Raw genomic sequence first — 12,775 nt, forward strand, 5'->3', positions numbered from 1 at the left:
AGCGTCACGCAGCAAGCTCTCTCTCACTACTCACTCCTCTTAACTCACTCCTGCCTTCTCACCATCCGCTCAGCACGATTTTCCCGATCGTGCTTGCACTTTCCACCTGCTCATGCGCACGGCGAAGATTGGCCGCGTTGATGACGCCCATGTTCTCGCGCAGCGTGGTGCGCAACACGCCGGCGTCGACCAGATCCGCCGCCTCGTTGAGCAACTGGTGCTGTGCCTGCATGTCCTCGGTGTGGAACAGCGAGCGGGTGTACATGAGCTCCCAGTGCAGCGACAGGCTCTTCTGCTTGAGCAGACGGATGTCGATCGGCGTGGCGGGATCGTCGATCAAGGCGAGCTTGCCTTGCGGCTTGAGCAGCTCGACCAGGGCCGGATAGTGCTGGTCGGTATGCGTAAGGCTGAGCACGTAGTCCACGCCTTGCGGCGCCATCGCCTTCACCGCCGTCACCAGATCGCCGCGATGATCGACCGCATGATGCGCGCCCAGTTCTTTCACCCATGACTGCGTGTCGGCGCGCGACGCCGTGGCGATCACCGTGAAGTTGGTCAGCCGGCGTGCCAGCTGGATGGCCATCGAACCCACGCCGCCCGCGCCGCCGACCACGAGAATCACGCCGCTGCGCGCCGTGCTGCCACGGGGCACGCCCAGGCGGTCGAACAGCATTTCCCATGCCGTGATGGTGGTGAGCGGCAAGGCAGCCGCCTGCGCGAAATCGAGGGTCGACGGCTTGCGCCCCACGATGCGTTCGTCGACCAGCTGGAATTGGGCATTGCTGCCGGCCCGATCGATGGCGCCCGCGTAGTACACGTCGTCACCGGGCTTGAACAAGGTGACGTCGGCGCCCACGGCAACCACGGTGCCCGAGGCATCCCAGCCGAGCACCTTGTCGACGCCCTGCGGATCGGTGCGCAGGCGCACCTTGGTATCGACCGGATTGACCGACACGGCCTCCACCCGCACCAGCACATCGCGTCCTTGCGGCGACGGCTGCGGAAGCTGCACATCGATAAGGCTCTGCACGTCGGTGATGGGCAGGCTGTGCCGATAGGCAACGGCTTTCATGCATGACTCCTTGAGAGGGGAAAACGGTAAAGGGGAAACTCAGGGAATGATTCTGCGCCGGCGAAAGTCGTCAAACAGTCGCGTAAACATCGCCTTGGTTTCCACGTGTTCGTGGAAGCCGTGGCGGCGCGCCTTGGAACCGTCGCCGAACATGTCGTAGTCCCATGAGAACACGAAGTCCGCGAAACGCCAGGACGATACCTGCGACCAGCCATGCGGCGCCAGGCCGTGGCGTTCGCCCATGGCCTTCCACAGCGGCGCCTTGTCCGCCATCACCGTGTCCAGCGACAACGGCAAGGGCGGCGCCACCGGCACGCCGAAATAGTCGGCGATGAAGGGCCACATCTCGCTCCAGCGGAACAGATCGCCGTTGGTGATGTTGAACGCCTGGTTGGCGCAACGCGGCTCGGTGGCGGCCCACACGGTGGCGCGCGCGAGCAGGCCGGCGTCGGTCATTTCCAGCAGACGGTCGTAAGCGCCCGGTTTACCGGGAAAGCGCAGCGGCAGGCCGAGCTCCTTGCTGATCGACGCATAGACGGCTATCGCCAGCGCCAGGTTCATGGGATTACCCAGCGCAAACCCGCCGACCACCGCCGGTCGAATCGCCGACCAGTTCCAGGCCTTGCCCTGCTGGCGCGCCTCGAGGAACCGCTGCTGGTCGTGCATGAATTCCGGCGGCATGAAGGCCGCATCGGTTTCGCGCGCCGGCGTCTTGAACGGACCAAGGTGACCGCCGTAGACCTTGTAGCCCTGCATCAGGCTGATGTGTTGCAGGTGCGCCGCCACCGGTTCGATGGCATCGACCACATTCACCAGCATGGCGAGATTCGGCGGCACCAGTTCCGCCCAGGTGGGGCGATCCTGGTAGGCGGTGTAGAACACGTGCGTCACATCGGTCAGCGCACCGAGTTTCGCGCGCGCATCGTCGATGTCGAGCAGATCGACGGCGATGTGCCGCACGCGCGCCTGGTCTTCACCGCCGCGTCGCGACAGGCCGATCACGCGCCAGTCGTCCAGCGTCGACAGATGATCGATCAGATTGCGGCCGATCACGCCCTGCGCGCCGACGACGAGGGCTACCTTGGGTTGCGTGGTCATGACGTTCCTTCGCTTGGGGAGAGTGCGGCGCGGTCAGGCGCCTGCGGCGCAGGTCGCCACGTTGGCGCCGCGACGGCGCTCCAGCGCGGCGCTGATCAGCGTGGCCAGCAGGCCGAGCAAGGCGACCACAGCGCCCGCGATGCTCACGGAAGACAGGCCCAGATTCATGTCGATCATCGAGCCGCCGATGAACGCGCCGATGGCGTTGCCCAGGTTGAACGCGGCGATATTGAGCGTGGAGGCCAGATGCGGACCTTCGCTTGCCTGCTGCACCACGCGCATCTGCAGCGGCGGCACGGTGGCGAAGGCGGCAATGCCCCAGACGAACACGGTGACGATGGCGGCGACGGTGCTGTGCATGGTCCAGGCGAAGGCGAACATGATCAGCGCCAGCACCACCAGCACGCCGGCCAGCGACGGCATCAGGCGCCAGTCCGCCAGGCGGCCGCCCAGCATGTTGCCGATGGTCGTGCCCACGCCGAACAGGATCAGCACCCAGCCCGTGGCGCCCACGCTCACATGCGACACCTGCTGCAGGATCGGCGCGATGTAGGTGAACACGGTGAACACGCCGCCAAAGCCCAGCACCGTCATCAGCAGCGCCAGCAAAACCTGCGGCTGGCGCAGCACGCCAAGCTCACGCTTCATGTGCGGCGACGGCAGGTCCGGCAGTGCCGGCACCAGACGCCACACGGCGATGGCCGCCACGATGCCCAGCCCCGTGACGGCGGCGAAGGTGGAGCGCCAGCCGGCCCACTGGCCCAGGAAGGTGCCGAACGGCACGCCCAGCACGTTGGCCAGGGTCAGGCCGGTGAACATCAGCGCGATGGCGCGGGCGGCCTGCCCGCGCGGCACCACATGCGAAGCCACCACCGCGCCGATGCCGAAGAACGAGCCATGGCAGAACGCCGCCACCACGCGCGCCACCATCAGCACGCCGTAGTTGGGCGCCACGGCGCAGAGCGCATTGCCCAGGATGAAGAGGCCCAGCAGCAACAGCAGCGCGTTGCGGCGCTCCATGCGCGCGGTAAGCGCCGCCAGCAGCGGCGCGCCGGCCGCCACGCCCAGCGCGTAGCCAGACACCAGCAGGCCGGCAGAGGGGATGCTGACGTGCAGGTCCGAGGCGACCTCGGGCAGCAGCCCCATGATCACGAACTCGGTGGTGCCGATGGCGAAGGCCGCCACCGAGAGGGCCAGCAAGGCCAGCCGGGAGGGTCCGGACGCCGTGGCGCCGGGCGTTGCAAGGGAATCGGGGGCGTTCATGGGAGGATCCCTGACGGAAATGGCCGCCACTTTGCGCCTTGTCGTTTCTTGCGGGAATTGAGCAAACTAGAGATGCATCTTTTCCCAGAAGTTAAAGATGCGCACTTTCCTGGCTAGGGAGCTCATGGTCGATTTCGAAGACATGCGCCTGTTCGTCCGGGCCGTTGGCGAGGGCAGCCTGTCGGCCGCCGGACGGGAACTGGGCCTGTCGCCGGCCGCCGCCAGCAAGCGCCTGACGCGGCTGGAGACCGCGCTGGGCGTGCGGCTGCTGCAGCGCAGCTCGCGCCGCCTGGTGCTCACCGAGGAAGGCACCATCTACTACGAGCGCTGCCAGGCCATCATCGCCGATGTGGACGACGCCAACTCCGCCGTCGGGCTGCGCCAGCTGGAAGTGCGCGGCCAGCTGCACATCTCCGCCTCGGTGGACATGGGGCGCCAATACGTCGGCCCCATCGCCGCCGATTTCGCCGGCCAGCATCCGCAGCTGCACCTGCGCGTGACCAATTCCGACGCCATGCTCGACCTGTTCGAGCACGGCGTGGACGTCGCCGTGCGCGGCGGCAGCATGGCCGATTCGCGGCTGGTGTCGCGCCTGCTGGCCAGCAACTTCCGCGTGCTATGCGCCTCGCCGGGCTACCTGGAACGCCACGGCCATCCGCGCAGCGTCGAGGAGCTGCGGCAGCACCGCTGCCTGATGCTGCACCGCCCCGGCCACGGCGTGCTGCCGTGGATCATGCAGACGCCGGAAGGGCCGCGCCCGCTGCGCGTGGAGGCCGCCATCACCTGCGACAACGGCGACCTGATGCGCGAACTCGCCGTGGCCGGCCACGGCATCGCCTTCAAGTCCGCGTGGGACATCGCCGCGGACGTGCGCGCGGGCCGGCTGGTTCCGCTCAAGGGCGACGTGATCCTGCCGGATGCCCACATCTATGCCATCTATCCGAGCCGCGCCTACCTGCCGGCACGCATCCGCCTGTTCGTGGATCATCTGCAGCAGGAACTGAAGGCGCGCGAGCAGGACGTGCTCGATACCGTGCGCGCCGCCATGCGCTGACCCTACGGACCCGCCATGCCCACCCCACGCCATCCTCGCCACGCCACATGCTGACCACCATCCTCGGCGCCTTGCTGCTCACCCTGCACGTAGCCGGCGTGCTGGCCGCCATGCATGCGGTGATGAACACGCGCACGCCGCAGGGCGCGTTCGCCTGGGCGCTGGGCCTGGTGTTCCTGCCCTACGTCACGCTGGTGCCGTACCTCTATCTCGGACGCAGCCGCTTCCACGGCTACGTGGACCTGCACCGCGCGCGGCGCGGGCAGATCCAGGCGCTGATGACCGGCGAACCACTGGCCGCCCGCGACAGCCCGCCCGTGGTCAGCGAGCGCTACGGCGAAATCGCGCACATGCTGGGCGCGCGTTTCCATGCGGGCCAGCGCCTGCGCCTGCTGGTGGACGGAGACGCCACGTTCGACGCCATCCTCGGCGCCATCGCCCAGTCGCAGCGCTGCGTGCTGGTGCAGTTCTTCATCATCCACGACGACATGCTCGGCAAGCGCATGCAGCAGGCCTTGATCGACCGCGTGCGCGCCGGCGTGGACGTCTGCGTGCTGTACGACGGCATCGGCAGCCACGCACTGCCCCACGGCTACGTGGACACGCTGCGCGCGGCGGGCGTGAGCATCCATCCGTTCGCCACGCAGCGGCGCAGCAACCGTTTCCAGCTGAACTTCCGCAACCACCGCAAGATCGTCGTGGTCGATGGCGTGCGCGGCTACGTCGGCGGGCTCAACGTGGGCGACGAGTATCTCGGGCTCAAGCCGCCGCTGGCGCCATGGCGCGACACGCACCTGGAAATCGAAGGCCCCGCCGTGGCGGACCTGCAGCGCAGTTTCGCCGAAGACTGGCACTGGGTGACCGGCGCCCTGCCGCCCCTGCTCAAGCCGGCGCCGGGCGAAGGCAGCGCGCACACGCTGATCGCCGCCACAGGGCCGGCGGATCGCCAGGAAACCTGCTCGCTGTTCTTCGTCGGCCTGATCCACGCGGCGCGCCGGCGCCTGTGGATCACCACGCCGTACTTCGTGCCCGACCAGGCGGTGATGTCGGCGCTGCGGCTGGCGGTGTTCCGCGGGGTGGATGTGCGCGTGCTCATTCCCTCGCGCCCCGATCACCACACGGTGTTCCTCGCCTCCACGCTGTACGCGCACGACGCGCTGCGCGCGGGCATCCGCATGTTCCGCTACCAGCCGGGTTTCATCCACGAGAAGGTCTTGCTGGTGGACGACGACACCGCGTCGGTGGGCAGCATGAACCTCGACAACCGTTCGTTCCGTCTGAATTTCGAGATCGGCGCCTTGAACGTGGACCGCGCGTTCGCCGCGCAGGTGGAAGCCATGCTGTGCAACGACTTCGCGCATGCGCACGAGGTCACCGAGGCGGAGTACGACAAGGCGCCTTACCTGCGCCGGCTGGCGATGCACATCGCCCGGCTGTTCGACCCCGTGCTCTGAGCGCCGGAACTAGGGCCGGCGGCCGTAGACCACGTACAGGCCGGCCGTGAGCAGCGCGGCGGCCAGCGACAGCGCCGCCGCCACCACGAACATCGGCCCGTAGCGCCCGCCCGAGGCGATCCAGCCGCCCAGTGGGCCGGTGATGCCCAGCGCCACGTCGATGAATACCGAGTACGCCGCCAGCGCCGCGCCGCGGTTGCTCGCGCTCACGCGCTCCACCGCCACCACCCCGAGCGCCGGGAAAATCAGCGAAAAGCCGATGCCGCTCAGCGCCGCTCCCAGCATGGCCACGGCGGCATGGCCGGCGGTGGCGAGCACGATCAGGCCGGCGCATTCCACCAGCAGGGACACCAGGGCCGTGCGATAGCCGCCAAAGTGCGCAATGGTCCAGCCCAGCACCAGGCGCACGCCGACGAAGCACACGCCGAACACGCTGAGCGTGGGCGCCGCGCCGGCCCATCCCTGGCTGGCGTAGTACAGGGTGATGAAGGTGGCGATGACGCCGAAGCCCACCGACCCCAGCGCCAGCCCCATGCCATACGGCGCGACCCGGCCGAACACGTGATGCATCGGCATGCGCTCGCCCGCCTCGCCCCGCACGGCGGGACGGCGCCACGCCAGCAGCAGGCCGCCCGCCATCAGTGCCAGGCTCGCCACGCCGATGCTGGCGAAACCCAGCGCACCGGCCAGCACCACGCCCAGCGGCGCGCCCACCGCCAGTGCGCCGTAGGTGGCAATGCCGTTCCACGAGATCACCTTGGCGGTGTGCTGCGCACCGACGCTGCCGATGCCCCACATGATGCAGCCCGTGGCCACGCAGCTCTCGCCCATGCCCAACGCGAGGCGCGCCACCAGCATCACGCCCACCGAGGCCACGGGCGTGCCGCGCAGCAGGGCCGCGATGCTCATCAGCAGGCCGCTGGCGGCGCAGGCGGTGAGGCCGATCAGCGCGGCGCGCTTGGGGCCGGCCGTGTCGGACGTGCGCCCGGCAAAGCCGCGGCTCAGCAGCGTGGCCACGTACTGGGCGCTGATCACCAGCCCGGCCAGCACCGCGCCAAAACCGAGGTCGTCGTGCACGAACGGCGGCAGCACCGCCAGCTGCATGCCGATCACCAGATACGCCAGGAAGGTGAACAGGACGATCTGGACAATGCGCAGGGTCAGCGGCGTTCCGCTTGCGCCCGGTTCAACGTGAGCATTCATGGGTACAACATCGGAAGAAGGAAAAACGGCCGCGCGTCCCGGCCTGAACCGCGATGGACGCCCGCGGCGTCACTCGGACGGGCGCCGCCGTCGGCTGGCCACCAGCCAGCCGAGGAAAACGCCGATGCACACGCCGATGAACTCGGCCATCACGCGCCCGCCGAGATTGTCCGGGTCGTGCACTTCGGCCAGGCGCACGCGCAGCAATTGCAGCGACTGCACGCGCCCGTAGTTGAAATAGACCAGGTTCCACATGTCGCTGCCGCCCGCCAGCACCATGGCGATCAGCGTGGCCCAACCTATTTCCATCGCCGGGATCCAACCCTGGGTGCGTCCGAACAGGTGCAGCAGGGTGTACACGAGCAAGGCGATGACCAGCGCGATGGCGCCGGCCTCCAGCGAGCCCACGTACCCATACCCCATCCAGGATTGATCGAAGAACATGCCCCTGTTTTCCCGTCGGCTGGCGTGGGCGCCATTATGCCTGTCGCGGCCACCCGGCCGCGCTGCGGGCAAGCCACGCGCAAGAAGTTTTCCACCCTGAACGTTTTGCATCGCCGGCGGATCGCGCGTCGAGCGCATCACACCTCGCCGGCCCGCGGCCGACTAGACTTTACGACGCAACCTTTTGCGAGACCCGACGCGACCATGAACCCGCCCATCAGCCGCCGCGCCGCCCTTGTCCTGGTCGACGTACAACCGGACTTCATGCCCGGCGGCGCGCTGGCCTGCCACGAGGGCGACGCCATCGTGCCGGGCATCGACCAGTTGCTGAAACGCGACGTGTTCCAGCACGTCGTCGCCACGCAGGACTGGCACCCGGCCGATCATGTGTCGTTCGCCACGTCCCACCCGGGCCGCGAGCCGTTCGACCGCATACCGCTCTACGGCCATGCCCAGACGCTGTGGCCGCCGCACTGCGTGCAGCACACGGCCGGGGCGGAACTGCATCCGTCCATCGACTGGTCGCATCTGGATACGGTGATCCGCAAGGGCGATGACCCGCGCGTGGATTCGTACAGCGGCTTTCGCGAGAACCACGGGCCGCACGGCAAGCGCCCCGCCACGCCGCTGCACGACTGGCTGCGCGAACAGGGCGTGGACGAGATCTACCTGTGCGGGCTGGCGCGCGACGTCTGCGTGCTGTGGACCGCGCAGGACGCCGTGGAGCTGGGCTACCGCACGCACGTGCTGTGGGACCTCACACGCCCCGTCACACCGGACACCGATGCGTCGACGCGCCTGCGCTTCGACCAGATGGGCGTGGACGTGATCGATTCGTCCGCGCTGGCCTGAGGCTTCGGGCTGGACAGGCGGTGGAGCCGGTCCAAAATCCCGCGCGGGCACCCATTCGTCATTCCGGCGTAGGCCGGAATCCAGTGACGAAAGGAAACGGTTATCGCGTGCCGTTTAAAGCCTGGGGCGCTTCTGCGACAACCGCGCTATGAGGCCACTGGATTCCGGCCTACGCCGGAATGACGGCAGCGATGGAGCGCGTTGCAGGGAAAGCTTGAACCGACGCTCAGGCGTCGTCCTCGGAACTCACCTCGACCTGCGGCTCGCCGTCCGCGTCGACGCTCACGCGGATGTCGATGGGACGGCAGCAGACCTGGCAGTCCTCGAAATAGCGCTGGCTGCCGGCTGAGCCATCGACGAGGATCTCGATGGCTTCGCCGCAGTAAGGACAATGGATGAGGACGGAGTCGAGCATGCTGCCCTCGTCACCGGCCCTATCGGGCGCGTCGCTCAGCGCTTGGCGAGCGACAGCGACGAACCCCACTTGTTGACCTGCACGATCTGGCTTTCGCCGGCCGCCAGCGTGGTGTCCACGTGCGCGTCGCCGCTCACCTTGTGGCATGCGCCGGAGTTGCGCAGCGACACGGTATGCGCGCCACTGGGCAGGTAGAGCGTCGCCTGCTCGCCGGTTTCGAGCTGCGCGGCGAACTTGTCGTCCACCAGCACCTGGCTGGAGCAGCCGCCGCCAAAGAAGCCATTGGCACGCACGACCTGCAGCGTGGCATTGCCATCGCCCGGCGTCTGGTAGAGGAACTGGCGATTGGACACCACGTCCTTGATGACCTTGTCGTGGTCATTCGTCACGCCGCAGCCGGTCAGGGCCACCATGGCCACCAGCATCGCCGCGCCTGCTGCGCTCTGCCTGATCTTCATCACCGCACTCCATGGAAAGTTATTCGAGCATCGCGAACACGCGATCAACCGGTTGTGAATCGTACGCTCACGGCAGGGGTGGTTCCCATGCCGAAGGGCACAGGATGCGGAACCAGCCTTCGCGCGCCGTGCGCCGGGCCAGCTGCAGCAGCGCCTTGTCCTTGCTGAGCAGGCATTGCGCGCCTGCCGCCAGCGCCAGTTCGAGGAATTTCTGGTCGTCCGGGTCCGCGCAGCGCGGCAGCTTCACCTCCGGGCGAGTCGCCAGCGCCGTGCCAGGCAGCAGCGACACCCAGCGGTCGAACACCGCCCCGGCGTCGGCGCGCGCGGCTTCCGTCAATCCAAACGCCGGATACGCCAGCACCGCCAGCCACTCCGCCCGGCACGGCTCGTCCACCACCGCCACGGCCGCGCCTTGCCGCAACGCGTCCATCAGGCGGGCGCAGGCGGGGTCGCGGAACACGAACAGGTCGAGCGCCACATTAGTATCGAGGACGAGCCGGGGAACGGAAACGGACATGGCGCGCATGGTGGCATACCCGGCCGGCTAAAATGGGCCTCCTGCCCTGCGAACTGAAGCCCATGACCGAACGCCTTTTCGACCGCTACACGGTCCGCGCCACGGCGATCGCCGAAGGCTCGCGCTACACTGCCTGCATGGTGGTCTCGCCGCGCGGGCGCGCCGGTTTTCCGGTGTACTTCGCCATCTGCGAAAACCGCAGCTTCCGCGACAAGGCCCTGGCCGAGGCCGCCGCCGCCAAGGCGCTGGAAGCCATCGAGGCGCTGGAAGAGGACGGCACCCCCGTCTTCCCCGAGGGCTATACCGGCTTCGACGACGCGCCGCCCAGCGCATGAGCGTGCTGAAGTACCTGGGCGGCTATCCGCCCGCCGTGCTCGACAAGGTGCGCCAGCTGATCGACCGCGACGAGCTGGGCGAGTATCTGCACAAGCGCCATCCCGACCGCCACGAGGTACAGAGCGACAAGGCGCTTTACGCCTATGCCGATGCGCTGCGCCAGGAGCATCTGCGCAACGCGCCCGGCATCGACCGCGTGTGGTACGACAGCAAGCTCGACGTGATCAGCAAGGCGCTGGGCATGCACACGGCCATCTCCCACGTGCACGGCGGCCGCCTGAAGGCGCGCAAGGAGATCCGCATCGCCTCGCTGTTCCGCGACACGCCGCCGGAGTTCCTCAAGATGATCGTGGTGCACGAGCTGGCGCACCTGAAAGAGGCCGAGCACAACAAGGCGTTCTACCGGCTGTGCGAGTACATGCAGCCGGATTATCACCAGCAGGAATTCGACCTTCGTCTGTACCTGACCTGGCGCGATCTGGAAGCTGCCCGCGGCGCTTGACGCAAGCCTGGCGCGATAGAATTGGCGCGTTCTCCCCGACCGGTAGCGCCTATGCCCGCATGGTTTCGCCAATGGCTCGATCGCCCCCGCATCATCCAGATCGGCGGGCGGCCGTTCGTCAGCGAGGGGCTCACGCAACGCGTGTGGGACGACATCTACCACTTCGCGCTCACCATTCGCTGGCCGACCTTCTTCGGGCTGGCGGCGACGATATTCGTCATCGTCAACGGCCTGTTCGCCGTGCTTTACCAATTGGGCGACCACGCCATCGCCAACCAGTTTCCCGCCAACTTCGCGGGCGCGTTCTTCTTCAGCGTGGAAACGCTGGCGACGGTTGGCTATGGCGACATGCACCCGCAAACGGTGTATGGCCATGTGGTGGCCACGGCCGAGATCTTCATGGGCATGCTGAGCATCGCGCTGGTCACGGGCCTGGTGTTTGCCCGGTTCTCGCGGCCACGCGCCAAGATCATGTTTGCCAACCATCCCGTGATCCGCTTCGTGCACGGCAAGCGCACGCTGATGATCCGCGTGGCCAACGCCCGCCAGAACGCCATCGTGGAAGCCTCCGCGAAACTGCACCTGCTGGTGCGCGAGACCTCGCCGGAGGGCTTTCGCCTGCGACGCATCCACGACGTCTCCCTGCTCCGCGACCGCCATCCGGTCTTCATGCTGAGCTGGAGCCTGATGCACGTGATCGACGAGAACAGCCCGCTGTACGGCATGGGCGAAGAAGCGCTGGAGACGCTGGAGGCCACGCTGATGCTGAGCATCGAGGGCATCGACGAGACCACGTCGCAATCCATGCTCGCCCGCCACCAGTGGAGCTGGCGCGACTGGCGCTGGAACCATCGCTACATCGACCTGGTGAGCGACGACGAGCAGGGCGTCAGCCACATCGACTACGGGGTTTTCCATCGCGTCCTTCCGATCGAGGAAGGCGAGGACAGCGACCGGCTCTGAAGGCGCCTACAGCGTCAACAGCACCTTGCCGATGGAGGCGCGGCTTTCCAGGAACGCATGCGCGGCCGCGCCCTCGCGCAGCGGAAAGCGCGCGGCCACGCTAGGCACCACCGCGCGCCGCCGGATCTGGTCGAACAACAGCGCCGCCCGTTCGCGCCGCACCTCGGGCCCCGTCAGCACGTTCCACAGGTCGCCACCGGTGAGGGTGAGCGAGCGGTCCATCAGCAGGCGGGGATCGACCGGGTCGGGATCGCCGGCCGCCATGCCGTAGAACACCACGGTGCCGCCGATGCGCGTCGCCGCCAGGCTGTCGGCCAGCGTGCGCCCGACCGAGTCGTACACCACGTTGGCGCCGTGGCCGCCCGTCAGTGAACGGGTCGCCTGTATCCATTCGCCGTAACCCACCGCGGCATCGGCCCCCGCGGTGATCACCGCATCGCGCTTGGCCTCGCTGGAGGCCACGCCCAGCACCACCGCGCCCAGCGACTTGAGCATCTGCACCAGCAGCAGGCCCACCCCGCCCGCCGCGGCATGTACCACGGCGACATCGCCCGGGCGCACCGAAAAACTGTCGGTCACCAGGTATTGCGCCGTCAGGCCCTGCAACAGGACGGCGGCGGCGGTATCGAAGTCGATGTCGTCCGGCAGCGGAATCAGGCGGTCGCGATCCACCGCCACCAGCTCGGCGTTGGCGTGGGGCATGTCGGCAAAGCCCACCCGGGCGCCCACCGGGAACAGGGCATCGCCCTCCGCGGACTGCGCCACCACGCCCGCGCCTTCGTACCCCAGCACCCAGGGCGCAGTGCCGGTGAGGTGATAGTTGCCGTTACGGCGGTAAACGTCGGCGAAGTTGAGGCCAACGCTCCGCATGCGTACCAGGACCTGTCCCGGGCCGGGCACCGGGTCCAGTCGTTCGGTCCAGCGCAGGACGTCGGCGGGCCCAAAGCGGTCGAAGGTCAGTGCGTGCATGGCGTTCATCCCCGGCGAGGGAGGCAAGGATGACAGGTTTAGCGATAGGAACGGCGGCCCGTAGAGGGTGAACGTGACGGCCGGGTAGTTTTTTCCTTACGCAAAGCTGTACTTTTGGTCAACGCGGCGCAAAATCACGCGTTATTCACCTTCACTGGTCGTAAGGCCGCGGCCA

Annotated in this window: 15 protein-coding genes; 6 read left to right on the forward strand and 9 right to left on the reverse strand. The window is 67.8% G+C overall.

Features of this window, described 5'->3' with window-relative positions; translation table 11 throughout:
* Positions 1-58: 58 nt before the first annotated feature.
* From BDW41_RS13500 to BDW41_RS13510, 3 genes are read right to left on the reverse strand one after another with little or no spacing between them, the layout of a single operon-like run.
* Positions 59-1,072 carry a zinc-binding alcohol dehydrogenase family protein gene (locus BDW41_RS13500; protein WP_074548802.1) on the reverse strand — a complete coding sequence of 338 codons (1,014 nt, stop codon included), beginning with the start codon at positions 1,070-1,072 and terminating at the stop codon, positions 59-61.
* A 39-nt stretch (positions 1,073-1,111) separates the two neighbouring features.
* Complete coding sequence (locus BDW41_RS13505; RefSeq protein ID WP_074548804.1) at positions 1,112-2,170, reverse strand: SDR family oxidoreductase; 1,059 nt, start codon at positions 2,168-2,170, stop codon at positions 1,112-1,114.
* Positions 2,171-2,203: 33 nt separating this feature from the next.
* The gene (locus BDW41_RS13510; RefSeq protein ID WP_074548806.1) at positions 2,204-3,433 is read right to left on the reverse strand and encodes an MFS transporter; all 1,230 of its coding nucleotides are present in this window, start codon (positions 3,431-3,433) and stop codon (positions 2,204-2,206) included.
* A 97-nt stretch (positions 3,434-3,530) separates the two neighbouring features.
* On the opposite strand from BDW41_RS13510, the gene BDW41_RS13515 reads away from it, so the two are divergent.
* Positions 3,531-4,487 (forward strand): LysR family transcriptional regulator, encoded by a 957-nt coding sequence (locus BDW41_RS13515; protein WP_233496870.1) that lies wholly within the window; start codon positions 3,531-3,533, stop codon positions 4,485-4,487.
* A gap of 47 nt (positions 4,488-4,534) precedes the next feature.
* Positions 4,535-5,941, forward strand: coding sequence for a cardiolipin synthase (cls, locus tag BDW41_RS13520; protein WP_074548810.1), 1,407 nt, complete (start codon positions 4,535-4,537; stop codon positions 5,939-5,941).
* Between the two features lie 9 nt (positions 5,942-5,950).
* On the opposite strand, the gene BDW41_RS13525 is transcribed toward cls, so the two are convergent.
* The gene (locus BDW41_RS13525; protein ID WP_074548812.1) at positions 5,951-7,144 is read right to left on the reverse strand and encodes an MFS transporter; all 1,194 of its coding nucleotides are present in this window, start codon (positions 7,142-7,144) and stop codon (positions 5,951-5,953) included.
* A 69-nt stretch (positions 7,145-7,213) separates the two neighbouring features.
* Entirely contained in the window at positions 7,214-7,588 is a 375-nt protein-coding gene (locus tag BDW41_RS13530) for a hypothetical protein (protein WP_074548814.1), read from the reverse strand.
* Between the two features lie 204 nt (positions 7,589-7,792).
* Here BDW41_RS13530 and pncA point away from each other — a divergent pair, with 204 nt between their 5' ends.
* Positions 7,793-8,440, forward strand: a complete 648-nt coding sequence (gene pncA / locus BDW41_RS13535; protein WP_074548816.1) for a bifunctional nicotinamidase/pyrazinamidase — start codon at positions 7,793-7,795, stop codon at positions 8,438-8,440.
* 226 nt (positions 8,441-8,666) lie between these two features.
* On the opposite strand, the gene BDW41_RS13540 is transcribed toward pncA, so the two are convergent.
* From BDW41_RS13540 to BDW41_RS13550, 3 genes are all read right to left on the reverse strand, one after another.
* Positions 8,667-8,855, reverse strand: coding sequence for a CPXCG motif-containing cysteine-rich protein (locus BDW41_RS13540; protein ID WP_074548818.1), 189 nt, complete (start codon positions 8,853-8,855; stop codon positions 8,667-8,669).
* Positions 8,856-8,890: 35 nt separating this feature from the next.
* The gene (locus BDW41_RS13545) at positions 8,891-9,313 is read right to left on the reverse strand and encodes a hypothetical protein (protein WP_074548820.1); all 423 of its coding nucleotides are present in this window, start codon (positions 9,311-9,313) and stop codon (positions 8,891-8,893) included.
* 67 nt (positions 9,314-9,380) lie between these two features.
* A complete protein-coding gene (locus tag BDW41_RS13550; protein ID WP_074548822.1) occupies positions 9,381-9,839 on the reverse strand; it encodes a putative toxin-antitoxin system toxin component, PIN family in 459 nt (152 codons plus the stop codon).
* A gap of 53 nt (positions 9,840-9,892) precedes the next feature.
* Here BDW41_RS13550 and BDW41_RS13555 point away from each other — a divergent pair, with 53 nt between their 5' ends.
* Genes BDW41_RS13555 through BDW41_RS13565 form a run of 3 tightly spaced genes read left to right on the forward strand, consistent with a single transcriptional unit; the run spans position 9,893 to position 11,631 of the window.
* Positions 9,893-10,165, forward strand: a complete 273-nt coding sequence (locus BDW41_RS13555; protein ID WP_074548969.1) for a hypothetical protein — start codon at positions 9,893-9,895, stop codon at positions 10,163-10,165.
* Positions 10,162-10,668: a YgjP-like metallopeptidase domain-containing protein gene (locus BDW41_RS13560; RefSeq protein ID WP_074548824.1), complete on the forward strand. Its 507-nt coding sequence runs from the start codon at positions 10,162-10,164 to the stop codon at positions 10,666-10,668. Before BDW41_RS13555 ends, BDW41_RS13560 begins: the two co-directional genes overlap by 4 nt.
* 51 nt (positions 10,669-10,719) lie before the next feature.
* Positions 10,720-11,631 (forward strand): ion channel, encoded by a 912-nt coding sequence (locus BDW41_RS13565; protein WP_074548828.1) that lies wholly within the window; start codon positions 10,720-10,722, stop codon positions 11,629-11,631.
* 6 nt (positions 11,632-11,637) lie between these two features.
* Here the strand turns inward: BDW41_RS13565 and BDW41_RS13570 are convergent, their stop codons facing one another.
* The gene (locus BDW41_RS13570; RefSeq protein ID WP_074548971.1) at positions 11,638-12,600 is read right to left on the reverse strand and encodes a quinone oxidoreductase; all 963 of its coding nucleotides are present in this window, start codon (positions 12,598-12,600) and stop codon (positions 11,638-11,640) included.
* Positions 12,601-12,775: the final 175 nt, after the last annotated feature.

It is taken from the genome of Dyella sp. AtDHG13, from assembly GCF_003201105.1.
Taxonomy (GTDB): Bacteria; Pseudomonadota; Gammaproteobacteria; order Xanthomonadales; family Rhodanobacteraceae; genus Dyella; species Dyella jiangningensis_B.

Bases quoted from the DNA above. Each gene is read 5' to 3' on its own strand.
- BDW41_RS13500 (WP_074548802.1), bottom strand. From the start codon at position 1,072: ATGAAAGCCGTTGCCTATCGGCACAGCCTGCCCATCACCGACGTGCAG.
- BDW41_RS13505 (WP_074548804.1), bottom strand. From the start codon at position 2,170: ATGACCACGCAACCCAAGGTAGCCCTCGTCGTCGGCGCGCAGGGCGTG.
- BDW41_RS13510 (WP_074548806.1), bottom strand. From the start codon at position 3,433: ATGAACGCCCCCGATTCCCTTGCAACGCCCGGCGCCACGGCGTCCGGA.
- BDW41_RS13515 (WP_233496870.1), top strand. From the start codon at position 3,531: ATGCGCACTTTCCTGGCTAGGGAGCTCATGGTCGATTTCGAAGACATG.
- cls (WP_074548810.1), top strand. From the start codon at position 4,535: ATGCTGACCACCATCCTCGGCGCCTTGCTGCTCACCCTGCACGTAGCC.
- BDW41_RS13525 (WP_074548812.1), bottom strand. From the start codon at position 7,144: ATGAATGCTCACGTTGAACCGGGCGCAAGCGGAACGCCGCTGACCCTG.
- BDW41_RS13530 (WP_074548814.1), bottom strand. From the start codon at position 7,588: ATGTTCTTCGATCAATCCTGGATGGGGTATGGGTACGTGGGCTCGCTG.
- pncA (WP_074548816.1), top strand. From the start codon at position 7,793: ATGAACCCGCCCATCAGCCGCCGCGCCGCCCTTGTCCTGGTCGACGTA.
- BDW41_RS13540 (WP_074548818.1), bottom strand. From the start codon at position 8,855: ATGCTCGACTCCGTCCTCATCCATTGTCCTTACTGCGGCGAAGCCATC.
- BDW41_RS13545 (WP_074548820.1), bottom strand. From the start codon at position 9,313: ATGAAGATCAGGCAGAGCGCAGCAGGCGCGGCGATGCTGGTGGCCATG.
- BDW41_RS13550 (WP_074548822.1), bottom strand. From the start codon at position 9,839: ATGCGCGCCATGTCCGTTTCCGTTCCCCGGCTCGTCCTCGATACTAAT.
- BDW41_RS13555 (WP_074548969.1), top strand. From the start codon at position 9,893: ATGACCGAACGCCTTTTCGACCGCTACACGGTCCGCGCCACGGCGATC.
- BDW41_RS13560 (WP_074548824.1), top strand. From the start codon at position 10,162: ATGAGCGTGCTGAAGTACCTGGGCGGCTATCCGCCCGCCGTGCTCGAC.
- BDW41_RS13565 (WP_074548828.1), top strand. From the start codon at position 10,720: ATGCCCGCATGGTTTCGCCAATGGCTCGATCGCCCCCGCATCATCCAG.
- BDW41_RS13570 (WP_074548971.1), bottom strand. From the start codon at position 12,600: ATGCACGCACTGACCTTCGACCGCTTTGGGCCCGCCGACGTCCTGCGC.